This is a genomic window from Citrobacter amalonaticus (genome assembly GCF_002918555.1).
GTDB lineage: Bacteria > Pseudomonadota > Gammaproteobacteria > Enterobacterales > Enterobacteriaceae > Citrobacter_C > Citrobacter_C amalonaticus_A.
In genome coordinates this window covers 112,276-135,928 of the sequence record NZ_PQMB01000007.1, presented here as the reverse complement: position 1 = coordinate 135,928, position 23,653 = coordinate 112,276, and the positions used below count along the sequence as shown (strand labels likewise).

Sequence of the window (23,653 nt, the reverse complement as noted above, 5' to 3'; positions counted from 1 at the left end):
CGATGGGCATTTTCTCCATTGCCAATCAGCATATCCGCTTTGCGGTGAAGCTGGCATCTGCCATTGTGCTGGCGCTGTTTGTTGGCTTTCACTTTGAGCTTGAAACTCCACGTTGGGCGGTGCTGACGGCGGCAATCGTTGCCGCAGGGCCGGCTTTTGCTGCGGGTGGAGAACCTTATTCTGGTGCAATCCGCTATCGCGGAATGTTACGTATTGTCGGTACCTTTATTGGTTGTATTGCCGCGCTGGTGATTATTACCACCATGATTCGCGCCCCGCTGCTGATGATTCTGGTGTGCTGCATCTGGGCCGGGTTTTGTACCTGGATCTCTTCCCTGATACGCATTGAGAACTCCTACGCATGGGGACTTTCTGGCTATACCGCGCTGATTATCGTGATCACCATTCAGGCAGAGCCACTGCTGACACCACAGTTTGCCCTTGAGCGCTGTAGTGAGATCGTCATTGGCATTGTCTGTGCAATTATGGCTGACCTGCTTTTTTCTCCTCGTTCAATTAAAAATGAAGTCGATCGCGAGCTGGACAACCTGCTGGTGGCGCAGTACCAGCTGATGCAGCTGTGTATCAAGCATGGTGATAGCGAAGAGGTGGATAAAGCCTGGGGCGATCTGGTTCGTCGTACTACGGCGCTCGACGGTATGCGTAGTAACCTGAACATTGAATCCTCCCGCTGGGGGCGTGCGAATCGACGTTTAAAAGCGCTGAATACGCTCTCGCTGACGTTAATTACGCAGTCCTGCGAAACTTACATAATTCAGAACACCCGGCCGGAATTGATTACCGATACCTTCCGTGAGCTGTTTGAGACGCCGGTCGAAACGGCGCAGGATGTCCATAAACAGCTCAAGCGTATGCGTCGTGTTATCGCCTGGACCGGTGAGCGTGAAACGCCGGTGACTATTTATACCTGGGCTGGCGCCGCAACGCGCTATTTGCTGCTCAAACGAGGTGTGATCAGCAACACTAAAATCAGTGCGGCGGAAGACGAGGTGCTGCGGGGCGAGCCGGTCGTTAAGGTCGAATCAGCCGAACGTCATCATGCAATGGTCAACTTCTGGCGTACCACGCTCTCCTGTGTGCTGGGGACGCTGTTCTGGCTGTGGACCGGCTGGACATCCGGTAGCGGTGCGATGGTGATGATTGCGGTGGTTACCTCGTTGGCAATGCGTCTGCCTAATCCACGGATGGTGGCGATCGACTTTATCTATGGGACGCTGGCTGCGCTGCCGCTGGGGGCGCTCTATTTCCTGGTGATTATCCCGAATACACAGCAAAGCATGTTGTTGCTGTGTTTGAGTCTGGCGGTGCTGGGGTTCTTCCTCGGTATTGAGGTACAAAAACGCCGCCTGGGATCGATGGGGGCGCTGGCGAGTACCATTAATATCATCGTGCTGGATAACCCGATGACTTTCCACTTCAGCCAGTTCCTCGACAGCGCATTGGGACAGATCGTGGGCTGTATGCTGGCGTTTATTGTCATATTGCTGGTGCGTGATAACTCCCGGGACAGAACCGGACGAGTGTTGCTCAACCAGTTTGTCTCCGCTGCTGTTTCGGCAATGACCACCAACGCGGTTCGTCGTAAGGAAAATCATCTGCCCGCACTGTATCAACAGCTGTTTTTGTTGATGAACAAGTTCCCTGGCGATCTGCCGAAGTTTCGCCTGGCATTAACCATGATCATCGCCCATCAGCGTCTGCGTGACGCGCCAATTCCGGTGAATGACGAGCTTTCCGTTTTTCACCGTCAGCTGCGCCGCACTGCCGATCACGTGATTTCTGCCGTGAGCGACGACAAGCGCCGACGCTACTTTAGCCAACTGCTGGATGAACTGGATATCTATCAGGAGAAGCTCCGCGCTTGTGAGGCGCCGCCGCAGGTCACGGAGCCGGTGAAGCGACTCTCAGGCATGTTGCACAAGTACCAGCATGCCCTGACGGATAACTAAGCGATAAAAACCGATGCCAAAAGCGTCGGTTTTTTTATGGCTATACTTATCTGACATGTGGGAGCTATGACATCGGGAGAAAAATAGACATGCCAACACTTCAGGACAATGCGCTGTTTCAGACAGGATATTGGGTTAATGGGATCTGGAAACAGCTGGATAACACTTTTGATGTCGTCAATCCGGCGACCGGAGAGGTCATTGCGAAAGTTGCAAAGGCGGGCAAACAGCAAACGGAAGAGGCAATTGCCGCCGCAGCGAAAGCTTTCCCGGCATGGCGGGCAAAGACGGCGAAAGAGCGTTCGGCAATTCTGTATCGCTGGTACGAACTGATCGTTGAAAACAAAAGCTGGCTCGGTCGTCTGATGACGGCAGAACAGGGCAAGCCATTGAAAGAAGCCGAAGGTGAAGTGGAATATGCCGCCAGCTTTATTCAATGGTTTGCTGAGCAGGCGAAACGTGCCAATGGCGAGATTATTCCGCCTGTCAAACCGGGCTCCCGCATTCTGGCTACCCGTGAACCGATTGGTGTAGTGGCGGCAATTACGCCGTGGAACTTCCCCATGGCGATGTTGACCCGCAAATTGGGACCGGCGCTGGCCGCAGGCTGCACCGGGGTGATCAAACCCGCCAATAATACGCCGCTCAGTGCTTTTGCGCTGTTAACGCTGGCGAAGGAGGCAGGCGTTCCGGATGGGGTACTTAACGCTGTCGCAGGCAATACGCCGGAAATCAGCGATGCCATTATGGCCAGTCATGATGTCCGTAAGATTTCCTTTACCGGCTCCACCTCCGTCGGCAAAACGCTAATGCGCAATGCTGCCGAAACGATGAAAAAGGTATCGATGGAGCTGGGCGGCAATGCGCCATACATCGTGTTTGAAGACGCGGATATTGATGACGCCGTTAAAGGCGCGATTGCCAATAAATTCCGTAACGCCGGGCAGGTGTGCGTCAGCGTTAACCGTTTCTATATTCATGAATCAGTCTATGACGAATTTACCCGCAAACTGGCTGATGCCGTGGATGGGCTGAAAGTGGGTAACGGCATGGATAATGGCGTTATTGTTGGCCCGCTGATTGAGCCTGCCGCTGTCGAAAAAGTGCGTGAGCACGTGGAAGATGCGCTTGCGAAAGGGGCGAAAGTGCTGGCAGGTGGGAAGGCGCACTCGCTGGGTGGAAATTTCTGGCAGCCAACGGTGCTTGGCGACTGTAGTGATCAAATGATGCTCGCGAATGAGGAAACCTTTGGTCCTGTAGCCGCCTGCTTCCGTTTTACTCGCGAGGAAGAGGTTGTCGAGCGTGCCAACAACACACCGTTTGGCCTGGCGGCTTACTTCTATACCCAAAACCTACAGCGCGTATTTCGTGTTTCTCAGGCTCTTGAAAGTGGCATGATCGGTATTAATGAATGTGCTGTCTCTACCGAACTGGGTCCGTTTGGTGGGGTAAAAGAGTCGGGGCTTGGACGGGAAGGGTCGGTGCTGGGATTAGACGAGTTTTTGGAAGTGAAAACGCTGCATATTGGCGGCCTGTAGCCTGGCAGGCGTGGCGTCGGGAAAGGGGCGACAGATGAATATCTATACTTTTGATTTTGATGAAATTGAGGAGCCGGGCGATTTCTATCGCGAGTTTACGCGGACGTTTGGTCTTGCCAAAGGAAAAGTGCGCGATCTCGATTCGCTATGGGACGTGGTGATGAGTGAAGTGCTGCCGTTACCGCTGGAAATTGAGTTTGTTCATCTGCCTGATAAGCTGCGCCGACGCTACGGCGCTCTGATTCTGCTGTTTGATGAAGCCGAAGAAGAGCTGGAAGGTCAGCTGCGCTTTAACGTACGCCATTAATGGACGGACGTAGTCAACGCAACAACAGCCGGAAAGTCGATAAGCATAAAAAAAGCCCCCGGCAGGCGGGGGCAAGGTCGTCGGACTAGACGACGAGGGTTTATTTATACAGTTCGGCAGTGGCGTGCCACTGGTCGCCTGTACTTAATTCAACAACGCGATAGCTGCTGGCACCGGCTTTTTCTGCTTTAGCCGCGATTGCCTCGCGCATATCCATTGGGGAGCTGCCGATCTGCGCGACGGAGATGCTACCCATTGGCTGAAGATTTTGTGCTTCCTGAGTATTCACCTGATGTACTGCGGCGCTTGCGCCAAAAGAGAGTACAGAAGCCAGGCCGAGTGCTGCGATAATGTATGTAGTTTTCATGGTTTTATTCCTTAATTCATTGTACTCACGGGCTGAAGGGCGTTTTTTATGCGATGTCTCGTGAGCGTAAATAATGTCGTTCGGTTATCAGCGAAACTTATTTATACAGTTCAGCCGTTGCATGCCAGTTGTCGCCGCTACGTGCTTCGGTAATCTGATAGGCTGACGCCCCATTCTCTTCGGCTTTTTTGTTCAGCATTTCGTGCATATCCATCGGAGAAGAGCCGATTGCGCTAACGGAAACAGAACCGATGGCCTGGCGGCCTTGCGCTTGCTCTGCGTTAATGGACTCTGCCGCGAATGCGCCAAAAGAGAGAACGGACAGAACGCTTAATGCTGCAACAGTAGTTTTGATTTTCATGATTTTTACCTCGTCGAATTCTTTTATTGGGGTCTTCGTTTCGTGACCCTCATCACAAAATCAAGTATACACTAATCACGCGATTAATTAATACCACGCTAATTGTTTCTCTTGATATTAGGTTTTTAAAAATGAATTTCTTATAGCTAAATGGAATTAAAAAAGACAGGTTTAACGAATAAATTTAATAAATTCATAGAGATATGTGATTTTGCAAAATGTGCGTTTTTCAGCTTTTACATTCACCAGATAAATGAAATATCATGGTTAAACGCACTATTTGTTAAATCAGATGCAGAGGAAAGTTACGGAAAAGTGAGGTGCAGGCAGGTGTTTCCCCCGTCGCGCCAGGCGACGACGGGGTGATGAATTACAGCTCTTGTTCGAACAATTCCAGAATGGCTTCGTACAGATCTTTTACGGAAAAATCGTTGGCTGGCGTGGTGAAGATAGTGTCATCACCGGCAATCGTACCGAGGATACCCTCTGCTTTGCCCAGTGAGTCCAGCAGGCGGGCGATCAGCTGTGCTGCACCTGGGCTTGTATGAATAACCACCACCGCATCGTTGTAGTCGATATCCAGAACCAGGTTCTTTAATGGGCTGGACGTTGTTGGCACACCCAGTTCAGCCGGAAGGCAATACACCATCTCCATTTTCGCATTGCGGGTACGCACTGCGCCGAACTTGGTTAGCATGCGGGAGACCTTGGACTGGTTGATATTATCAAAGCCCTGATCCTGCAACGCGAGGACGATTTCGCCCTGGGAACTGAATTTTTCTTCTTTAAGCAGCGCTTTAAACGCCTTAACTAATTCTTCTTGCTTAGCCGAGCTTCGCATAAGTCACCCGTAGTATGAGGATGGAAACAACATTATTATGCATACAGATGAATTTTTATGCAAACAGTCTACCTCGCTGGAGGCTGAAATAATGTTATGAAAGAGCGGAATTTTATCAAATTTCGTTATCAAGAAACATGCCTGTGTCACGGCGCGCAAATAAGCTTAAAAGTAAATTAATTGTTATCAAATTGATGTTGTTTTGCCTGAGCAGTAGAGTATATTGTCACCACCTGTTGGAAAGTTGCTCTCCTGTGTTGGCGGTTTTGGTTTACGTAACTTAGGTTTTATTTTACGTAAGTTAAATGCATAAAAGCCAAATTTGCGTGACTCCGCATTCTTGACGCGTTGTAGTTGTATTCATTGGATTTGTGAATTATGGTCGCCGCCGCGGAGCAACAAACACTTAGCTTATCAATATAATAAGGAGTTTAGGATGAAAGTCGCAGTCCTCGGCGCAGCTGGCGGTATCGGTCAGGCGCTTGCATTACTGTTAAAAACCCAACTGCCTTCAGGTTCAGAACTCTCTCTGTACGACATCGCTCCAGTGACTCCCGGTGTGGCCGTTGATCTGAGCCATATCCCAACTGCTGTGAAAATCAAAGGTTTCTCCGGTGAAGACGCTACTCCGGCACTCGAAGGTGCTGATGTCGTGCTGATTTCTGCGGGTGTTGCCCGTAAACCGGGTATGGATCGTTCCGATCTGTTCAACGTCAACGCAGGTATTGTGAAGAACCTGGTACAGCAGATCGCGACAACCTGTCCGAAAGCCTGCGTGGGTATCATTACTAACCCGGTGAACACCACCGTGGCAATCGCGGCTGAAGTGCTGAAGAAAGCCGGCGTTTACGACAAGAACAAACTGTTTGGCGTGACCACGCTGGACATCATCCGCTCCAACACGTTTGTGGCGGAACTGAAAGGCAAACTGCCAACCGACGTTGAAGTTCCGGTTATCGGTGGACACTCTGGCGTGACCATTCTGCCGCTGCTGTCGCAAATTCCGGGCGTGAGCTTTACTGAGCAGGAAGTTGCCGATCTGACCAAACGTATCCAGAACGCGGGTACTGAAGTGGTTGAAGCGAAGGCCGGTGGCGGCTCTGCAACTCTCTCTATGGGTCAGGCGGCTGCGCGCTTTGGTCTGTCTCTGGTACGTGCGCTGCAGGGCGAAAAAGACGTGGTGGAATGTGCCTACGTTGAAGGTGACGGCCAGTATGCCCGTTTCTTCTCTCAGCCGCTGCTGCTGGGTAAAAACGGCGTGGAAGAACGTAAGTCTATCGGCAAACTGAGTGCATTCGAGCAGAACGCGCTGGAAGGCATGCTGGATACGCTGAAAAAAGACATTACTCTGGGCGAAGAGTTCGTTAACAAGTAAGCGAGCCGTTGCCAGATAAAAACCGGAGCACTGACTCCGGTTTTTTTATGCCTGCCGTTGCCTCTTCTCGGCGACGCTTGTTAATTCGTCGCCGGGTATTCCTGAATGGTGACCTGGAGCGTGAGTTGCTTGTCATCACGCATGACGATCACCGGAATCACAGAGCCTGGGCGAATTTCAGCAACCTGGTCCATTGTTTCCAGCGCGGAGACAGCAGGTTTGTTGTTCACTGAAATAATGAGATCGTTAACCTGAATTCCTGCCTGCGCCGCCGGGCCGTCTGGTGAGACTTCATTGACGACGATACCCTGGAGCTGATCCATGCCGCCGCCCTGTGAATGAAGCGGGGCGATCTCGCGGCCGCCAATGCCGATATAGCCACGGATCACGCGGCCATCGCGGATCAGCTTATCCATAATTTTGGTCGCCAGCTGGAATGGGATAGCAAAGCCGATCCCTTCTGGTGTTTCACCGTCGTTGCTTTTATCAAACGACAGCGTGTTAATGCCCATGAGCTCGCCCAGCGAGTTCACCAGCGCGCCGCCGGAGTTACCGTGGTTGATGGAGGCATCTGTTTGCAGAAAATTTTGACGGCCCGTCGGGTTCAGGCCGATACGACCGGTTGCGCTGATGATCCCCTGGGTAATCGTCTGCCCGAGGTTATAGGGGTTACCGATCGCCAGGACGACATCGCCAATATGCGGCACGCGTTTGTTATTAATTGGAATTGTCGGCAGACCACCGGTAGCGTTGATTTTCAGCACCGCAAGATCGGTTAACGTATCAGAACCCACCAGCAGCGCTTCGAATACACGCCCATCCTGCAATGCGACGATGATTTGGTCGGCATCATTAATGACGTGCTTATTGGTAATGATATAGCCGCGCTGATCCATGATCACCCCGGATCCCAGCGTGCGAATTTCAAGCTGGTTATGTGCGGTACTGTTCATACTCCGGTTGTAGACGTTGACGACGGCCGGAGCGGCACGGCGTACAGCTGAGTTATAGCTGTCAGGCGTCTCATCGGTACTGTCATATTGTGGCGCAGAAAGGGGATTGACGTTGCGCAGCGAGGGCATGGCGGCCAACAAAATGGCGCCGACAATCAAACCAATTGCGATCGAACGTAAGAGCTTCACAAACATGATGGAGGCGTCATTAAAAAAGGGAACGGTTGCAGCATATCACGAGTTAACCGGACATCACACGCAAGGCTGATGTCCGGGGGGATAATGTTAACGCAGGAGCAGATAGATGCTCTCATTGCCACGGACGATCTGCAGCGCAATGATCGACGGTTTCGCTTCCAGCACTTTACGCATTTCGGCAATCGAATTCACACGATCGCGGTTGACGCCGATGATCACATCGTCTTTCTGCAAACCCGCCTGGGCGGCAGGACTGCTTTTTTCAACGCTGTCGATCCGGATGCCTTTGCTGCCGTCTTTCAGTTGTCCATCACTGAGCGTCGCTCCTTGCAGCGCCGGAGCAATCATCTCTGCGCTGGCGGAAGAGGAGGAGCTGGTGTCCAGGGTGACTTCAAACTCCAGCGGTTTGCCGTTGCGCAGCAGCCCGATCTTCACTTTGGTGCCCGGTTCGGTCGTGGCGATACGTGAACGCAGTTCGGCAAAACTGCTGAGTGGTTTACCGTTGAGGCTGGTGATGATGTCGCCGGACTTCACGCCCGCCTTCGCAGAACCCGAGTTCGGCAGCACTTCACTGACAAACGCGCCACGCTGCACGTCAAGTTTGAATGCTTTGGCGATATCAGCGGTCATTTCAGTGCCTTTAATGCCCAGCAGACCACGTTTAATTTCACCAAACTGGATCAACTGTTGCGCCAGCGTACGCGCCATATTAGCTGGAATGGCAAAGCCAATGCCGATGCTGCCGCCGCCGGGAGCCAGAATCGCGGTGTTAATGCCGATCAGCTCTCCGTTGAGGTTGAGCAGTGCGCCGCCGGAATTCCCGCGGTTAATGGAGGCATCGGTCTGAATAAAGTTTTCCAGACCTTCGAGATTCAGCCCGCTACGACCCAATGCCGAAACAATGCCGGATGTCGCGGTTTGCCCCAGACCAAACGGGTTACCGACGGCCACGGCAAAATCGCCCACCCGCAGTTTGTCAGAGTCGGCGATAGCGATTTGCGTCAGATTGCCCGGGTTTTGAATTTGTAACAGGGCGATATCGCTCTGGTCGTCCCCGCCAATCAGTTTTGCGTCAAACTCGCGTCCGTCGTTTAGCTGAACGCTGATCTTTTGTGCCTGATTGATGACATGGTTGTTGGTCAGAACGTAGCCTTTGGCGGCATCAATAATAACGCCGGATCCTAAGCCTTCAAATGGCTGAGCCTGCTGGTCAGGCAGATCATCACCAAAAAACTTTTTGAACTCTTCCGGGACCTTCTGGCTCTGGACGGTGGTGCCTTCAACCTGCACGCTGACCACGGCTGGCAGGACTTTCTCCAGCATAGGCGCGAGGCTGGGGATAGCGCTCTGGCCGGGAACCTGACCCGGTATTGACGCGAAGGACTGAATCGGCGCCGAGAGAGTTAACCCGACACTTAACGCGAATGCACTCAACAGCTGGGTTTGTTTTTTCATTGATCCTGCTCTCGTACCTTGAGTAAAAGGAAAGACGATTCAAAACAGTTTGATGTTATTGAATTTTCGGCCTGCTAACAATGAGACTGTTGATTAAATAATAGCTGGGACGGGGGAGATGAGGAGGGCGCAATCATTGCGCCCTGGAAATTTCTTGATGATGTGTGGTTAGTCGCGCTTTGCGCCACTACGCAGCAGGCCGGACGCCCCTTCGGAGTAGTCGCGTGGCATCTGTACTGGCGCCTGATCGTTGCTTGCTTCGGACTCTGCCAGGCGGTTACGGAACGGGTTGGATTCCGCAGACAGTTCCGGCAGCAGGCTGCTGGAGCTTTTTGCCATATGCTGGTACAGCTGGCGATAATCGTGCGCCATGTTGTCCAGCAGTTCAGCGCTACGGGCAAAGTGGCTGACCAGCTCTTCACGGTATTCTTCCAGCTCTGCTTTATTCTTTTCCAGTTCGTACTGCAACGCCTGTTGCTGACGTAATTTGCGATTACCAAAACGCATGGCTACAGCACCAATGATAATGCCGACGACTAACCCAATTAGCGCGTATTCCCAGGTCATGAACATCTCCCGTTGTCTTTTGTTTCCGTAGGGTGTTGGCTTTAGGCTCCATGCCTGCGCCCGATTATGCCACTATAACCGCTAATCCTGTAGAAGTGGAATCCCGTGTTTATATCACGTAATGTAGAACGGCCTTTTTTTCGACAACCGTGAACGACGGCACACCGATTTTCAAGGAATAACAATAACATCATGCAAAGCTTTTCCCCCACATCGCGTTATCTCCAGGCACTTAATGACGGTAGTCACCACCCCGACGACGTACAAAAAGCAGCGGTTGACCGTCTGGAAACCATTTACCAGTCATTGACGAATAGAAAGCCGCCGATGCCGCAGACAGGTGGATTGATGGCCCGCGTCGGCAAACTACTGGGTAAACGTGAACCGACAGAAAATGCGCCGGTACGCGGTCTGTATATGTGGGGCGGGGTGGGGCGTGGTAAAACCTGGCTGATGGATCTCTTCTACCACAGCCTGCCGGGTGAACGTAAACAGCGTCTGCATTTTCACCGTTTTATGCTGCATGTACACGAAGAGCTGACGGCGTTACAGGGGCAAAGCGATCCGCTGGACATCATTGCCGACCGCTTTAAAGCCGAAACCGATGTGCTGTGTTTTGATGAGTTTTTTGTCTCCGATATTACCGACGCAATGCTGCTTGGCGGTTTAATGAACGCGCTGTTTGCCCGTGGTATTACGCTGGTCGCGACCTCGAATATTCCGCCGGATGAGCTGTACCGCAACGGCCTGCAACGTGCGCGTTTTCTTCCCGCCATTGATGCCATCAAACAGCATTGCGACATTATGAATGTCGATGCTGGCGTGGATTATCGTCTGCGTACGTTGACCCAGGCGCACCTGTGGCTGTCGCCGCTTAACGATGAGACACAACAGCAGATGGACAAACTCTGGCTGGCGCTTGCCGGTGCAAAGCGTGAAAAGGCGCCGACGCTTACGGTAAACCACCGTCCACTGGCGACGCAGGGGGTTGAGAATCAGACGCTGGCGGTCTCCTTCAATACGTTATGCGTCGATGCCCGCAGTCAGCATGATTACATTGTGTTGTCGCGTCTGTTTCATACCGTGCTGCTGTCTGATGTCCCGGTGATGACGTCGCTAATGGAAAGCGAAGCGCGGCGATTTATCGCCCTCGTGGACGAGTTTTATGAACGTCACGTCAAGCTGGTGGTGAGCGCGGCGGTACCTTTGTATGACATCTATCAGGGTGAGCGGCTGAAGTTTGAATTTCAGCGCTGCCTGTCGCGTTTGCAGGAGATGCAGAGCGAAGAGTATCTGAAGCGAGAACATCTGGCGGGTTAAACCCGCTGCAAATCTCATAAAAGGGGTCGATCTTTGACCCCGACTTCTCTATAATCTTGCGACCCCACGTTACAAGAGAGTTTTTTCCCAAAACTTTCTCGCCGGCATAGGCTATTCGAAGGGGTAGGTTTGCCGGACTTTGTCGTGTGAACCTCAACTGACTAAACGTTTGGGTGAACACCTACGTGTAACTTATTTATTTGGGTAAGCTTTTAATGAAAACTTTTACAGCTAAACCAGAAACCGTAAAACGCGACTGGTATGTTGTTGACGCGACCGGTAAGACTCTGGGTCGTCTGGCTTCCGAACTGGCTCTGCGCCTGCGCGGTAAGCACAAAGCGGAATACACTCCGCACGTAGATACTGGTGATTACATCATCGTTCTGAACGCTGACAAAGTTGCTGTAACTGGCAACAAGCGTACTGACAAAGTGTACTATCACCACACTGGCCACATCGGTGGTATCAAAGAAGCGACCTTTGAAGAGATGATTGCTCGCCGTCCTGAGCGTGTGATTGAAATCGCGGTTAAAGGCATGTTGCCAAAAGGCCCGCTGGGCCGTGCTATGTTCCGTAAGCTGAAAGTTTACGCAGGTAACGAGCACACCCACGCGGCACAGCAACCGCAAGTTCTTGACATCTAATCGGGATTATAGGCAATGGCTGAAAATCAATACTACGGCACTGGTCGCCGCAAAAGTTCCGCAGCTCGCGTGTTCATCAAACCGGGCAACGGCAAAATCGTTATCAACCAACGTTCTCTGGAACAGTACTTCGGTCGTGAAACTGCCCGCATGGTAGTTCGTCAGCCGCTGGAACTGGTCGACATGGTTGAGAAACTGGATCTGTACATCACTGTTAAAGGTGGTGGTATCTCTGGTCAGGCTGGTGCGATCCGTCACGGTATCACCCGCGCTCTGATGGAGTATGATGAGTCCCTGCGTGGCGAACTGCGTAAAGCTGGTTTCGTTACTCGTGATGCTCGTCAGGTTGAACGTAAGAAAGTCGGCCTGCGTAAAGCACGTCGTCGTCCGCAGTTCTCCAAACGTTAATTCGTTTCTGCTCCGGCAGAAAACAGTTGGCGAAAAAGCCCGCTCCGGCGGGTTTTTTTATGGATAAATGGCGTAAATACCCACAGCACTCCGCTAATTGTCCCCTCTTTTTCCCCTTTTCCAGAATCGACTCACCACAAAGGTCACAAAATCTGGTAAACTATCATCCAATTTTCCGCCCAAATATCGGGTATTGCTCATTTTTTGTTTGCTTTTTGAACGATGATGACTTTTCCGAAGTGGGTGACATAACTTCTGACTGGCCATACTGTGGCTGGTAGCAGTAAAAATTCTGAATATACCTGGAGGTTTTCATGGCTGTCGCTGCCAACAAACGTTCGGTAATGACGCTGTTTTCTGGTCCTACTGACATCTATAGCCATCAGGTCCGCATTGTGCTGGCTGAAAAGGGTGTTAGTTTTGAGATCGAACACGTGGAAAAGGACAATCCACCTCAGGATCTGATTGACCTCAACCCGAATCAGAGCGTTCCGACACTGGTGGATCGTGAGCTGACCCTGTGGGAATCTCGCATCATTATGGAATACCTGGATGAGCGTTTCCCTCATCCTCCGCTGATGCCGGTTTATCCGGTGGCGCGTGGCGAAAGCCGCCTGTACATGCACCGTATTGAAAAAGACTGGTATACGCTGATGAACGTCATCGTAAACGGTTCCGCTGCGGAGGCTGACGTTGCGCGTAAACAGCTGCGCGAAGAGCTGCAGGCAATTGCGCCGGTGTTCGGTCAAAAGCCGTACTTCCTGAGCGATGAGTTCAGCCTGGTCGATTGCTATCTGGCTCCGCTATTGTGGCGCCTGCCGCAGTTGGGGATCGAGTTCAGCGGTGCGGGTGCTAAAGAGCTGAAAGGCTACATGACGCGCGTCTTTGAGCGTGATTCTTTCCTTGCTTCCTTAACCGAAGCTGAACGTGAAATGCGCCTCGGTCGGGGTTAATCAGTATGGATTTGTCACAGCTAACGCCAAGACGTCCGTATCTGCTGCGTGCATTCTATGAGTGGTTGATGGACAACCAGCTCACGCCGCACCTGGTGGTGGATGTGACGCTGCCTGGTGTGCATGTCCCCATGGAGTATGCGCGCGATGGGCAAATTGTTCTGAATATTGCGCCTCGCGCCGTCGGGAATCTGGAGCTGACTAACGATGAAGTGCGCTTTAATGCGCGCTTTGGCGGGGTGCCGCGTCAGGTTTCTGTTCCACTGGCGGCTGTTCTGGCGATTTATGCTCGTGAGAATGGTGCAGGTACGATGTTCGAGCCTGAAACGGCTTATGATGAAGACGTCAGTAGTTTGAACGATGACGAAGTGACATCGGGCGTTGAAACCGAAACCGTGATGTCGGTCATTGATGGCGATAAGCCGGACCATGACGATGACAGCGATCCTGATGACGAACCGCCGCCGCCGCGTGGTGGTCGCCCCGCATTACGCGTTGTGAAGTAATATCAAACAGGCCCAAAGGGCCTGTTTTGTTTCCCACCAGCGTTAATAAAACAGCATGATGGTGACTGCCATGTTCACCACAAATCCGATCGCCATTGGGATCGCCGTCCGTTTTACCACCTCAAACGGCGATACGCCGGCAATCCCTGACGTCACGACAATCACCGCGGTAATGGGTGAAACGGCGCGCACCAGCGTGGTGGCGAAGTGCATCGGCATAATCATCACCACAGCCGGAATGTGCAGACCCGCCGCGATATCCGGGATCAGGCTGGCAAAAGACATAAACGGTGCATTGCCGGAGCCCATGACGATCGCACAGGCTGCAATGACCAGCGCCATGATGATCATCACGCCGATACCGCCCAGTCCAGAATCTTCCGCTCCTTTAATCACCGCATCGACCGTCCCAATGGTGGTTAACCCTTTCGCGAAGATTTCACCGGCAACAACCAGCGTCACAACGTTGGCAAATTGTGTACCCATGCCGTCGAAAAAAGCCTGCACATCATCCATCGTTGCACGCAGATTGTGTTTACGGAAGAATTCCACAAACATGGTCAGTGTCATACTCATCAACATGACCACCACCAGATTCAGCTCTGCCTGCATCAACCCCACATGGGCGAGAAACAGTGAGCCAAGCATCAGGATCAGCGGCATCACTGGCAGGATGGCGTAACAGAGCGGAGGGACATCTTCCAGTGTCTTTTGCTCTGCGTTTCCGGCTTCAACCGGTTTTGCCTTTTTATCAAATGCGCGCTGGACGAAAAAGTGGGCGACGGCCACGGCGATGATAACGCAGGAGGCGACCGGTAGCTGGTAATGGAAGAAGTAAGTCGCAATCTTCATTCCCGCTACCTGGGCGGCGAAAATAGAGTTGGTTTCCAGAATCCCCCATTCGATCGACATGGATGTTGCGATAACCGCCACTGCGGACAGACGGCTCACGCCGAGGCTGACAAGGGTAGGGAAGAGGGTCACCATCAGCAGCATACCCAGTCCGGATGCGCTGGTAATGAACTGCGCCATAATCTGGCCAATAATATAGGTGGCAGCCAGCACGATATAGGGGGAGCGGATAAGCTTCAGCGGGCGGCTGAGCAGGCTGACCATTGCTCGACTGGCGCCCATCCGGTCCATATAGCGGGCATAGCCGCCTACGGCCATGATGGAAAGGCCCAATCCCGCCGCACGGCTGGAGAGCATACGTAATATTTCGTTGTAGATATCGACCAGTAAATAGCCGCTACTTTTATCGGGGGCGACCAGCGCGCCGTAGCCTAGCCAGACGCCGCACAGCATCAGGAAGATCCCGGCTGCAGCCAGTACCACCTGCGGTTTGTAGTTTTTAAGGATCAGGTAACCCATCGTCAATAAAACGATGGCAGAGATAATGATGCCGAACATTGTTTCACTCCATGCCAGAAAAGAAGAAAAATTCGGTAATAAGATGATGTAAAAACGAATGTTATATTTTTTGTGACGGAATTTATGGAGTGAATCTCTTATTTTTAAATCGCAATTTAAATAAATTTGCCATTTAAAATAGATGGTTATGATAATTCATCAAGTTCATATTCTCTAATTTCATAAACTCTGAAAAGCCAGCAGGAATTAAAATGGTTCTGATTAATTGATCCGCGAATAATATTCATATTTTATATTTTTTAATCAATGAGCCACTCCGGCTGGCCATCATTTCACCCTCCTTCCAATCCTGTGTTACGATGACCCGGCTGTTGTTTGCCCTAAGACTTAGCAGAATGGACCTTATGAGCGCATTTGATTCACAAGCAGAAGATTCGCCATCCACGATTGGTCGCAGCTTACGCAATCGTCCGCTGGCGCGGAAAAAACTGTCGGAAATGGTCGAGGAAGAACTGGAGCAGATGATCCGTCGCCGGGAGTTTGGCGAGGGGGAACAGCTGCCGTCAGAACGGGAACTCATGGCCTTCTTCAACGTGGGTCGTCCTTCCGTGCGTGAAGCGCTTGCGGCATTAAAGCGTAAAGGGCTGGTACAAATTAACAACGGTGAACGCGCCCGCGTTTCGCGCCCCTCTGCGGATACCATCATCAGCGAGCTTTCCGGCATGGCGAAAGATTTTCTCGCGCATCCGGGGGGGATCGCCCACTTTGAACAGCTGCGGCTATTTTTTGAATCCAGCCTCGTGCGCTATGCCGCCGAGCATGCGAGCGACGAACAGGTCGATCTGCTGGCAAAAGCGCTGGAGATCAACAGCCAGTCGCTGGACGACAACGCGTTGTTCATCCGCTCTGACGTCGATTTTCATCGCGTGCTGGCGGAGATCCCTGGCAACCCCATCTTTATGGCTATCCACGTTGCGCTGCTGGACTGGCTGATTGCCGCACGCCCGGCGGTTGGCAGTCAGGAGCTGCATGAACACAATAACGTGAGCTATCAAGAGCATATCGCTATTGTCGATGCAATTCGCAAACGCGATCCGGAAGAAGCCGACCGCGCCCTGCAAACTCACCTGAACAGCGTTTCTGCCACCTGGCACGCCTTCGCGAAAAACAAATAATTGCGAATACGATCGCGATCCTGACGATCGTTTAGTGAGGCAGATCGCACTATAAGCTTTCTGTATTGTATTGCTGCTTATTTGATCTGGTATAACAGGTATAAAGGTATGTAGTCAGATAACACTAATCATTGACAGAGGTCGTTATGGCAAAAGATTTACGAGGCGTAATGCCAGCGTTGTTAACTCCTTTTGATAGCCAACAGAAACTGGATATTGAAAGCCTGCGCCGTCTGGTGCGTTTCAACATTGAGCAGGGTATTGATGGGTTGTACGTTGGCGGCTCGACTGGCGAAGCGTTTGTGCAGAACTGCGCAGAGAGGGAGCAGGTGCTGGAAGTGGTCGCCGAAGAGGCGAAAGGCAAAGTCACGCTGATTGCCCACGTGGGAACGGTGAGCACCGAAGAGAGCCAGCAGCTGGCCCGTGCGGCGCATCGCTATGGTTTTGATGCCGTCTCTGCGGTCACGCCGTTCTACTATCCGTTTAGCTTTGAAGAGCACTGCGATCACTATCGCGCAATTATTGATTCGGCAGATGGATTGCCGATGGTGGTTTATAACATTCCGGCGCTGAGCGGCGTAAAACTGACGTTGGATCAGATCAACACCCTGGTGACGTTGCCGGGTGTGGGCGCGCTGAAACAAACCTCTGGCGATCTCTACCAGATGGAACAGATCCGCCGTGCGCATCCCGATCTGGTGCTTTACAACGGCTATGACGAGATCTTTGCTTCGGGTCTGCTGGCAGGCGCGGATGGCGGGATTGGTAGTACGTATAACATTATGGGCTGGCGCTATCAGGGAATTGTGAAAGCGCTCAAAGAAGGCGATATCCGTGCGGCGCAGAAGCTGCAAACCGAGTGTAATAAGGTTATCGATCTCCTGATTAAGACTGGCGTATTCCGTGGGCTGAAAACAGTGCTGCACTATATGGACGTGGTTTCCGTACCGTTGTGCCGTAAACCCTTTGCGCCAGTGGATGAACAATACCTGCCAGAGCTGAAAGCGTTAGCGCAGCAGTTAATGGCAGAGAAGGCGTAACCGGGGAACGCCGGGGGCGCTTTGCATGCCCGGCCTGGAAATTTAAATCGTAGGCCGGATAAGGCGAAGCCGCTATCCGGCACCACAACGAAAACAAAAATCGTCGGGAGAGTAAAATGAGTATTTCTACCCAGAACATCCCGTGGTATCGCCATCTCAACCGGGCACAATGGCGGGCGTTTTCCGCCGCCTGGCTGGGATATTTGCTTGATGGTTTCGATTTTGTATTGATTGCCCTTGTACTGACTGAAGTTCAGGGGGAATTTGGGCTGACGACAGTGCAGGCGGCAAGCCTGATTTCAGCAGCCTTTATCTCCCGCTGGTTTGGCGGACTGATGCTGGGCGCAATGGGCGACCGCTACGGACGCCGTCTGGCGATGGTTACCAGCATCATTCTGTTCTCGATGGGGACGCTGGCCTGCGGTTTTGCGCCAGGCTACACCACGATGTTTATCGCCCGGCTGGTGATTGGGATGGGAATGGCAGGCGAGTATGGCTCAAGTGCAACCTATGTCATTGAAAGCTGGCCAAAGCACCTGCGCAATAAAGCCAGTGGTTTTCTGATTTCCGGTTTCTCTGTCGGCGCTGTCATTGCTGCTCAGGTCTATAGTCTGGTGGTTCCGATCTGGGGTTGGCGCGCACTGTTCTTCATTGGCATCCTGCCGATTATTTTCGCCCTCTGGCTGCGGAAAAATATTCCGGAAGCGGAAGACTGGAAGCAGAAGCATGAAGGCAAAGCGCCAGTACGCACAATGGTTGATATTCTCTATCGCGGTGAACATCGCATCGCTAACATTCTGATGACAATCGCCGCGTCGACCGCGCTGTGGTTCTGCTTTGCGGGCAATCTGCAAAATGCAGCGATTGTTGCGGTACTGGGCCTGCTGTGCGCCGTTATCTTTATCAGTTTTATGGTGCAGAGCAGCGGCAAGCGCTGGCCGACGGGCGTCATGCTGATGGTGGTTGTGCTGTTTGCCTTCCTCTACTCATGGCCTATCCAGGCGCTGTTGCCGACCTATCTGAAAACCGAGCTGGCTTACGATCCTCACACGGTTGCAAATGTGCTGTTCTTTAGCGGCTTTGGCGCGGCGGTTGGCTGCTGCGTGGGCGGTTTTCTTGGGGACTGGTTGGGTACGCGCAAAGCCTATGTTTGTAGCCTGCTGGCCTCGCAGGTGCTGATTATTCCGGTGTTTGCAATCGGCGGCACTAACGTCTGGGTATTGGGCTTACTGTTGTTTTTCCAGCAAATGTTAGGGCAGGGGATCTCCGGGATCTTACCGAAGCTGATCGGCGGTTACTTCGATACCGACCAGCGTGCGGCGGGACTGGGCTTTACCTACAACGTCGGTGCGCTTGGCGGGGCGCTGGCACCGATCATTGGTGCATTGATCGCGCAACGTCTGGATCTGGGTACTGCACTGGGATCGCTCTCTTTCAGCCTGACGTTTGTCGTGATCCTGCTGATTGGCCTGGATATGCCGTCACGCGTTCAGCGTTGGCTGCGCCCGGAAGCGCTGCGTACTCATGATGCCATCGACGGCAAACCGTTTAGCGGGGCCGTGCCGTTTGGCGGCGACAAAAGCGCCTTTGTAAAAACAAAAAGTTAATCCGTTTGCCCGGCCCTGCGCCGGGCAATAGTCATAAGGGAATAAGCATGTCGTTACTTGAACAACTGGATATCAAGATTGCTGCGAACGGCGGGCTGATTGTCTCCTGCCAGCCTGTTCCTGACAGCCCGTTAGATAAGCCGGAAATTGTTGCGGCAATGGCGCTGGCCGCGGAACAGGCTGGTGCGGTGGCGTTGCGCATTGAAGGGGTGGAAAACCTGAAGGCGACCCGGGCGGTCGTTTCGGTGCAGATTATCGGCATTCTCAAACGTGACCTTGATGACTCTCCGGTACGCATCACCGCATATCTGGAGGATGTTGATGCGCTGGCGCAGGCAGGCGCTGACATCATCGCCATCGACGGTACCGATCGCGTACGTCCGGTACCTGTAGAAACCTTACTGGCGCGTATTCATCATCACCAACGCCTTGCGATGGCTGACTGTTCGTCCATGGCGGATGGCATGGCCTGCCAGAAACTCGGTGCCGAAATCATTGGCACTACCCTTTCTGGCTATACCACGGCAGAAACGCCCGAAGAGCCGGATCTGGCTCTGGTGAAGTCTTTAAGCGACGCCGGTTGTCGGGTGATTGCCGAAGGACGTTACAACACGCCAGCGCAGGCCGCCGGGGCGATGCGTCATGGCGCATGGGCGGTGACGGTCGGCTCAGCCATTACCCGGCTGGAGCACATTTGCCAGTGGTACAACACGGCGCTTAAAAAGGCGGTGCTATGACCACGCTGACGATTGATATCGGCGGCACGAAACTTGCCGCCGCACTGGTGGACGCTGATTTGCAGATCCGCGAACGCCGTGAGCTGCCTACGCCAGCCAGTAAAACGGCAGATGCTCTGCGGGAGGCGTTAAAAGCGCTGGTTGAACCGTTGTCCTCACGGGCGAAGCGGGTGGCGGTGGCTTCGACGGGCATTATCCGTGAGGGAAGTCTGGTGGCGATAAATCCGCAGAACCTGGGCGGGCTGATGCACTTCCCGCTGGTGCAAACGTTAGAAGAGATAACGGGGCTGCCAGCGCTTGCGGTCAATGATGCCCAGGCCGCCGGATGGGCGGAATACCATGCGATCGCCGGTGAAATCCGCGATATGGTTTTTATTACCGTCTCAACCGGGGTTGGCGGCGGTGTGGTCAGTAACGGCAAGCTGCTTACCGGAACGGGTGGCCTTGCCGGACATCTGGGCCATACGCTTGCCGATCCTCGCGGACCGGTTTGTGGCTGCGGGCGTGTTGGCTGCGTGGAGGCTATCGCCTCCGGACGCGGGATCGCCGCGGCAGCGCAGGACGAGCTCGCCGGTTGCGATGCGAGAACGATCTTTGCGCGAGCGGCTGAGGGGAACGTGCAGGCGCGCGGACTGATTCAACATTCTGCGCAGGTGCTGGCGCGCTTAATCGCCGATGTAAAAGCGATAACCGACTGCCAGCGCGTGGTGATCGGCGGCAGCGTGGGGCTGGCAGAAGGTTATCTGGGGCAGGTACAACACTATCTGGCTCAGGAACCGTCGGTGTATCACGTGGAACTGAGTGCGGCACATTACCGGCATGATGCCGGGTTACTGGGCGCCGCTTTACTGGCTCATGGAGAAAGATGATGATAGTGGGTGAAGTTCGAACGCTTCCCGATGCCGGACTGCATCCGGTGCTGGAAGAGGCGCTAACGCTGGCGCTGGCTGTCCGGCCACAGGAGAAGGCGCCTGGCTGTTATGAGTTACAGGGCGACAATATCTTTATGAACGTGATGCAGTTTGCCACGCAACCCTCTGCGCAGAAGAAAGCAGAACTGCACGAGCGATACATCGACATTCAACTGCTGTTAGCGGGGGATGAGCAGATTTATTACGGGCTGGCGGGTTCCGCGCGTCAGTGCGAAGAGATGCATGTTGAGGATGATTACCAGCTATGCCGGGAGATTGCTGGCGAGCAAAGGATCACGCTGAAACCGGGGATGTTTGCGGTTTTTATGCCGGGCGAGCCGCATAAGCCGGGCTGTGTGGTACAGGCTACGATGGACATCAAAAAGGTGGTGATCAAGGTGCGCGCCAGTTTATTACATACCTGACGATGAGAGCGATGGTGTCGGATGGCAAGGCTTGCGCCATCCGACACAGGATATTACAACTTAGCGCTTAAACGTCACCGCTTCCGGCTGCGTCAGATGCAGCGTCGTTTGGCTCGGCACAGTCTCGGCAATGATTCGCCCGTGACGAATGGAATAACGTGCAGGCGTCTGGCGACGAACCGCGTCAAATCCATTCTCTGCCGGTAAAATCACCAGGTTCGCGGAATTCCCCACGCTCAGACCGTAGTCCTGCAGGTGCAGGGTTTTCGCGCTGTGGGTGGTGATCAGATTCAGGCCATCGTTAATTTGTCCGTATCCCATCAGCTGGCACACATGTAACCCCATGTGCAGTACCTGCAGCATATTCGCGGTGCCCAGTGGATACCACGGATCGAAGACATCATCATGGCCGAAGCAGACGTTGATCTCCGCCTCCAGCATCTCTTTGACGCGTGTGACGCCGCGGCGTTTAGGATACGTGTCAAAGCGCCCTTGCAGGTGAATATTCACCAGTGGATTCGCAACAAAGTTAATGCCGGACATTTTCAACAGGCGGAAAAGACGGGAAGCATACGCGCCGTTATAGGAGTGCATTGCCGTAGTATGGCTGGCGGTCACGCGCTCGCCCATATTGTCGCGATGGGCCAGCGCCGCGACGGTTTCAACAAAGCGTGATTGCTCATCGTCAATTTCGTCACAGTGCACGTCGATAAGTCTGTCGTATTTTTGCGCGAGGGCGAAAATTTTGTGCAACGACTCCACGCCATATTCACGTGTAAATTCAAAGTGGGGGATCGCACCAATGACGTCGGCACCCAAACGCACGGCTTCCTCTAATAACGCTTCACCGTTGGGATAAGAAAGAATGCCCTCTTGCGGGAACGCGACAATCTGCAGCTCTACCCACGGAGCGACTTCTTGCTTCACCTCCAGCATGGCTTTCAGCGCCGTCAGCGTAGGGTCGGAAACGTCAACGTGAGTGCGGACATACTGGATGCCGTTGGCCATCTGCCATTTAAGAGTCTGCATGGCGCGCGCTTTTACGTCATCGTGAGTGAGCATTGCCTTACGTTCGGCCCAGCGCTCAATGCCTTCAAATAACGTACCAGACTGATTCCAGCTCGGCTCCCCCGCGGTTTGCGTGGTATCCAGGTGGATATGTGGCTCAACGAACGGTGGGATTGCCAGGCCACCTTCGGCATCAAGCACTTCACCCTGCGGCAACGTAGCTGCGTCCTGAGCCTCAATTCGGCTGAAGCGTCCGTTTTCAACCGTGAGCTGCCACAATCCTTCGCGTCCCTGTAAACGCGCCTGACGAATGGTGATGTTATTATTCTGCATGGCTGACCTCTGGTGATTTAGCAAGGCTGCGATTGAAAAGTGGGTTCAGCAGGATATAGCTGAATACGCCGCCGAGTACGGCGTTGACGGGCACGATACCGGGAATATAGTGACCGGCGGCAATGCCCAGTGCAACGGACAGGATAGCTATCCAGTTTACGGAAATAAATTGTGCTTTGCTGAAGTCGGCATATCGGCGATGGTTCAGCAGATAGTCGGCGATAATCACTCCACCAACTGGAGGAATCGCTGCCGACAAAAATGTCAGCCAACCGACAAAGTTATTGTAAAGCCACAGCGCGCACAGTGTGCCGATAATACCGTTAGCCACCGACAGCGAACGGCTGGAAAGGCCGGTAATATTGGCAAATCCCAAACCTGAAGCGTAGAGCGCATTGTCGTTGGTGGTCCAGATATTCAGGCCGAGCACCACAATCGCGGGCAGCAGCAGGCCCTGAGCAATCATCACGTCAGAGATGTCCGCCTGTCCAACAGCGGCGGCGCCCGCAGCGCCGAAGATAAACATCAACGAGTTGCCAAGGAAAAATGCCACCATGGCAATCAGTACCGCACCTTTGGCGTTGCGGCCAAAGCGGACAAAGTCGGCGGTTAACGTGCCTGCGCTGATAAATGAGCCGACCACCAGCGCCAGTGCGGTGGAGAAATTCAGCGGTGTCTGCGGCACTATCGCTTTTAAATGGTCTAAACCGCCGACATCGCTCACCGCCAGCCAGACGGAGTAGCTGCCAAGAACGACGATGGCTGGTACGGCGATGATAGATAAAACGGTCAGCGCCGAGATGCCAAAAAAGATAGTCAGGGTCATCAACAGACCGGAAACCGCAATCAGAATATTGACGTCAATCCCCGTCGCTTTGCCAACCGGGATAGCAAACATGGCCACACCAACGCCAAACCAGCCTACCTGGGTACCGCCTAAGAGCAGTGAGGGAAGCCATGAACCTTTCAAACCAAATGAGTAACGTGCCAGAAGGTGGGTTGAGAGCCCTGTTTTTGCGCCAATAAAACCGAGAAATGCAGTGTAAATACCGAGGAGAAGATTACCGAAGAGAACTGCCAGGAAGAAATCATTATAGGAAAGACCGGTACCGAGTGTGCCACCGGTCCACATACTGGCGGAAAAAAATGTGAGTCCCAACATGACAAACGTTAGTGGAATCACGCCCTTCCGCGCCGCCAGAGGGACGGGGCCCTGGCTATAATTGTTGTCCTGCGACACAACGCCTCCATGAATTTTGCCCAAAAAATCCGCCGCATAATAT

24 protein-coding genes are annotated in these 23,653 nt (G+C 53.1%); 15 read left to right on the top strand and 9 right to left on the bottom strand.

Annotation, left to right across the window (positions count from 1 at the left end; all coding sequences use genetic code 11):
• The first annotated feature begins 2 nt into the window (after positions 1–2).
• The 3 genes from aaeB to C3432_RS24530 all read left to right on the top strand — a co-directional run bounded on the left by aaeB (position 3) and on the right by C3432_RS24530 (position 3,815).
• On the top strand, positions 3–1,970 hold the full coding sequence (gene aaeB, locus C3432_RS24540) for a p-hydroxybenzoic acid efflux pump subunit AaeB (RefSeq protein WP_103779824.1): 1,968 nt from the start codon (positions 3–5) through the stop codon (positions 1,968–1,970).
• Positions 1,971–2,059: 89 nt separating this feature from the next.
• The gene (locus C3432_RS24535) at positions 2,060–3,508 is read left to right on the top strand and encodes an NAD-dependent succinate-semialdehyde dehydrogenase (RefSeq protein ID WP_103779823.1); all 1,449 of its coding nucleotides are present in this window, start codon (positions 2,060–2,062) and stop codon (positions 3,506–3,508) included.
• A 34-nt stretch (positions 3,509–3,542) separates the two neighbouring features.
• Positions 3,543–3,815 (top strand): barstar family protein, encoded by a 273-nt coding sequence (locus tag C3432_RS24530; protein ID WP_103779821.1) that lies wholly within the window; start codon positions 3,543–3,545, stop codon positions 3,813–3,815.
• Between the two features lie 100 nt (positions 3,816–3,915).
• Here the strand turns inward: C3432_RS24530 and yhcN-B are convergent, their stop codons facing one another.
• The 3 genes from yhcN-B to argR form a co-directional block, all read right to left on the bottom strand.
• Complete coding sequence (gene yhcN-B, locus C3432_RS24525) at positions 3,916–4,182, bottom strand: DUF1471 family stress response protein YhcN-B (protein WP_103779819.1); 267 nt, start codon at positions 4,180–4,182, stop codon at positions 3,916–3,918.
• Between the two features lie 97 nt (positions 4,183–4,279).
• Complete coding sequence (gene yhcN, locus C3432_RS24520) at positions 4,280–4,543, bottom strand: peroxide/acid stress response protein YhcN (protein WP_103779817.1); 264 nt, start codon at positions 4,541–4,543, stop codon at positions 4,280–4,282.
• A gap of 370 nt (positions 4,544–4,913) precedes the next feature.
• Complete coding sequence (gene argR / locus C3432_RS24515; RefSeq protein WP_103779815.1) at positions 4,914–5,384, bottom strand: transcriptional regulator ArgR; 471 nt, start codon at positions 5,382–5,384, stop codon at positions 4,914–4,916.
• Positions 5,385–5,820: 436 nt separating this feature from the next.
• On the opposite strand from argR, the gene mdh reads away from it, so the two are divergent.
• Positions 5,821–6,759 carry a malate dehydrogenase gene (mdh, locus tag C3432_RS24510; RefSeq protein ID WP_103779813.1) on the top strand — a complete coding sequence of 313 codons (939 nt, stop codon included), beginning with the start codon at positions 5,821–5,823 and terminating at the stop codon, positions 6,757–6,759.
• A gap of 80 nt (positions 6,760–6,839) precedes the next feature.
• Here mdh and degS read toward each other — a convergent pair whose 3' ends face one another.
• The 3 genes from degS to zapG all read right to left on the bottom strand — a co-directional run bounded on the left by degS (position 6,840) and on the right by zapG (position 9,932).
• A complete protein-coding gene (gene degS / locus C3432_RS24505) occupies positions 6,840–7,907 on the bottom strand; it encodes an outer membrane-stress sensor serine endopeptidase DegS (RefSeq protein WP_103779811.1) in 1,068 nt (355 codons plus the stop codon).
• Between the two features lie 90 nt (positions 7,908–7,997).
• On the bottom strand, positions 7,998–9,365 hold the full coding sequence (gene degQ, locus C3432_RS24500; protein ID WP_103779809.1) for a serine endoprotease DegQ: 1,368 nt from the start codon (positions 9,363–9,365) through the stop codon (positions 7,998–8,000).
• Positions 9,366–9,533: 168 nt separating this feature from the next.
• On the bottom strand, positions 9,534–9,932 hold the full coding sequence (gene zapG, locus C3432_RS24495) for a Z-ring associated protein ZapG (protein WP_103779807.1): 399 nt from the start codon (positions 9,930–9,932) through the stop codon (positions 9,534–9,536).
• A gap of 192 nt (positions 9,933–10,124) precedes the next feature.
• Between zapG and zapE the strand changes: the two genes are divergently transcribed.
• The 5 genes from zapE (at position 10,125) to sspB (ending at position 13,763) form a co-directional block, all read left to right on the top strand.
• On the top strand, positions 10,125–11,252 hold the full coding sequence (gene zapE, locus C3432_RS24490; protein ID WP_103779805.1) for a cell division protein ZapE: 1,128 nt from the start codon (positions 10,125–10,127) through the stop codon (positions 11,250–11,252).
• Between the two features lie 215 nt (positions 11,253–11,467).
• Complete coding sequence (gene rplM / locus C3432_RS24480) at positions 11,468–11,896, top strand: 50S ribosomal protein L13 (RefSeq protein WP_103779803.1); 429 nt, start codon at positions 11,468–11,470, stop codon at positions 11,894–11,896.
• 15 nt (positions 11,897–11,911) lie between these two features.
• Positions 11,912–12,304: a 30S ribosomal protein S9 gene (rpsI, locus tag C3432_RS24475; protein WP_000829815.1), complete on the top strand. Its 393-nt coding sequence runs from the start codon at positions 11,912–11,914 to the stop codon at positions 12,302–12,304.
• A gap of 314 nt (positions 12,305–12,618) precedes the next feature.
• Positions 12,619–13,257, top strand: coding sequence for a stringent starvation protein SspA (sspA, locus tag C3432_RS24465; protein ID WP_103779801.1), 639 nt, complete (start codon positions 12,619–12,621; stop codon positions 13,255–13,257).
• A 5-nt stretch (positions 13,258–13,262) separates the two neighbouring features.
• A complete protein-coding gene (gene sspB / locus C3432_RS24460; protein ID WP_103779798.1) occupies positions 13,263–13,763 on the top strand; it encodes a ClpXP protease specificity-enhancing factor in 501 nt (166 codons plus the stop codon).
• A 42-nt stretch (positions 13,764–13,805) separates the two neighbouring features.
• Here sspB and dcuC read toward each other — a convergent pair whose 3' ends face one another.
• Positions 13,806–15,173, bottom strand: coding sequence for an anaerobic C4-dicarboxylate transporter DcuC (dcuC, locus tag C3432_RS24455; protein WP_103779796.1), 1,368 nt, complete (start codon positions 15,171–15,173; stop codon positions 13,806–13,808).
• A gap of 356 nt (positions 15,174–15,529) precedes the next feature.
• On the opposite strand from dcuC, the gene nanR reads away from it, so the two are divergent.
• The 6 genes from nanR to nanQ all read left to right on the top strand — a co-directional run bounded on the left by nanR (position 15,530) and on the right by nanQ (position 21,029).
• On the top strand, positions 15,530–16,309 hold the full coding sequence (gene nanR / locus C3432_RS24450; RefSeq protein ID WP_103779794.1) for a transcriptional regulator NanR: 780 nt from the start codon (positions 15,530–15,532) through the stop codon (positions 16,307–16,309).
• Positions 16,310–16,455: 146 nt separating this feature from the next.
• Positions 16,456–17,349, top strand: coding sequence for an N-acetylneuraminate lyase (nanA, locus tag C3432_RS24445; RefSeq protein ID WP_103779792.1), 894 nt, complete (start codon positions 16,456–16,458; stop codon positions 17,347–17,349).
• Between the two features lie 116 nt (positions 17,350–17,465).
• A complete protein-coding gene (nanT, locus tag C3432_RS24440) occupies positions 17,466–18,956 on the top strand; it encodes a sialic acid transporter NanT (RefSeq protein ID WP_103779790.1) in 1,491 nt (496 codons plus the stop codon).
• A 47-nt stretch (positions 18,957–19,003) separates the two neighbouring features.
• Entirely contained in the window at positions 19,004–19,693 is a 690-nt protein-coding gene (locus C3432_RS24435; RefSeq protein ID WP_103779788.1) for an N-acetylmannosamine-6-phosphate 2-epimerase, read from the top strand.
• The gene (nanK, locus tag C3432_RS24430; protein WP_103779786.1) at positions 19,690–20,562 is read left to right on the top strand and encodes an N-acetylmannosamine kinase; all 873 of its coding nucleotides are present in this window, start codon (positions 19,690–19,692) and stop codon (positions 20,560–20,562) included. Before C3432_RS24435 ends, nanK begins: the two co-directional genes overlap by 4 nt.
• Entirely contained in the window at positions 20,562–21,029 is a 468-nt protein-coding gene (gene nanQ, locus C3432_RS24425; protein ID WP_103779784.1) for an N-acetylneuraminate anomerase, read from the top strand. The genes nanK and nanQ overlap by 1 nt, the downstream gene beginning before the upstream one ends.
• 60 nt (positions 21,030–21,089) lie before the next feature.
• Here nanQ and C3432_RS24420 read toward each other — a convergent pair whose 3' ends face one another.
• Together C3432_RS24420 and codB are read right to left on the bottom strand one after the other, a co-directional pair.
• Positions 21,090–22,370: a cytosine deaminase gene (locus C3432_RS24420; RefSeq protein WP_016157577.1), complete on the bottom strand. Its 1,281-nt coding sequence runs from the start codon at positions 22,368–22,370 to the stop codon at positions 21,090–21,092.
• Positions 22,360–23,610, bottom strand: coding sequence for a cytosine permease (codB, locus tag C3432_RS24415; protein WP_103779782.1), 1,251 nt, complete (start codon positions 23,608–23,610; stop codon positions 22,360–22,362). The genes C3432_RS24420 and codB overlap by 11 nt, the downstream gene beginning before the upstream one ends.
• Between the last annotated feature and the right edge of the window lie 43 nt (positions 23,611–23,653).

Bases quoted from the DNA above. Each gene is read 5' to 3' on its own strand.
- yhcN-B (WP_103779819.1), bottom strand. From the start codon at position 4,182: ATGAAAACTACATACATTATCGCAGCACTCGGCCTGGCTTCTGTACTC.
- C3432_RS24420 (WP_016157577.1), bottom strand. From the start codon at position 22,370: ATGCAGAATAATAACATCACCATTCGTCAGGCGCGTTTACAGGGACGC.
- rpsI (WP_000829815.1), top strand. From the start codon at position 11,912: ATGGCTGAAAATCAATACTACGGCACTGGTCGCCGCAAAAGTTCCGCA.
- sspB (WP_103779798.1), top strand. From the start codon at position 13,263: ATGGATTTGTCACAGCTAACGCCAAGACGTCCGTATCTGCTGCGTGCA.
- C3432_RS24530 (WP_103779821.1), top strand. From the start codon at position 3,543: ATGAATATCTATACTTTTGATTTTGATGAAATTGAGGAGCCGGGCGAT.
- nanQ (WP_103779784.1), top strand. From the start codon at position 20,562: ATGATAGTGGGTGAAGTTCGAACGCTTCCCGATGCCGGACTGCATCCG.
- mdh (WP_103779813.1), top strand. From the start codon at position 5,821: ATGAAAGTCGCAGTCCTCGGCGCAGCTGGCGGTATCGGTCAGGCGCTT.
- sspA (WP_103779801.1), top strand. From the start codon at position 12,619: ATGGCTGTCGCTGCCAACAAACGTTCGGTAATGACGCTGTTTTCTGGT.
- C3432_RS24435 (WP_103779788.1), top strand. From the start codon at position 19,004: ATGTCGTTACTTGAACAACTGGATATCAAGATTGCTGCGAACGGCGGG.
- aaeB (WP_103779824.1), top strand. From the start codon at position 3: ATGGGCATTTTCTCCATTGCCAATCAGCATATCCGCTTTGCGGTGAAG.
- argR (WP_103779815.1), bottom strand. From the start codon at position 5,384: ATGCGAAGCTCGGCTAAGCAAGAAGAATTAGTTAAGGCGTTTAAAGCG.
- degQ (WP_103779809.1), bottom strand. From the start codon at position 9,365: ATGAAAAAACAAACCCAGCTGTTGAGTGCATTCGCGTTAAGTGTCGGG.
- degS (WP_103779811.1), bottom strand. From the start codon at position 7,907: ATGTTTGTGAAGCTCTTACGTTCGATCGCAATTGGTTTGATTGTCGGC.
- C3432_RS24535 (WP_103779823.1), top strand. From the start codon at position 2,060: ATGCCAACACTTCAGGACAATGCGCTGTTTCAGACAGGATATTGGGTT.
- nanA (WP_103779792.1), top strand. From the start codon at position 16,456: ATGGCAAAAGATTTACGAGGCGTAATGCCAGCGTTGTTAACTCCTTTT.
- rplM (WP_103779803.1), top strand. From the start codon at position 11,468: ATGAAAACTTTTACAGCTAAACCAGAAACCGTAAAACGCGACTGGTAT.
- nanT (WP_103779790.1), top strand. From the start codon at position 17,466: ATGAGTATTTCTACCCAGAACATCCCGTGGTATCGCCATCTCAACCGG.
- nanK (WP_103779786.1), top strand. From the start codon at position 19,690: ATGACCACGCTGACGATTGATATCGGCGGCACGAAACTTGCCGCCGCA.
- dcuC (WP_103779796.1), bottom strand. From the start codon at position 15,173: ATGTTCGGCATCATTATCTCTGCCATCGTTTTATTGACGATGGGTTAC.
- zapE (WP_103779805.1), top strand. From the start codon at position 10,125: ATGCAAAGCTTTTCCCCCACATCGCGTTATCTCCAGGCACTTAATGAC.
- zapG (WP_103779807.1), bottom strand. From the start codon at position 9,932: ATGACCTGGGAATACGCGCTAATTGGGTTAGTCGTCGGCATTATCATT.
- nanR (WP_103779794.1), top strand. From the start codon at position 15,530: ATGGACCTTATGAGCGCATTTGATTCACAAGCAGAAGATTCGCCATCC.
- yhcN (WP_103779817.1), bottom strand. From the start codon at position 4,543: ATGAAAATCAAAACTACTGTTGCAGCATTAAGCGTTCTGTCCGTTCTC.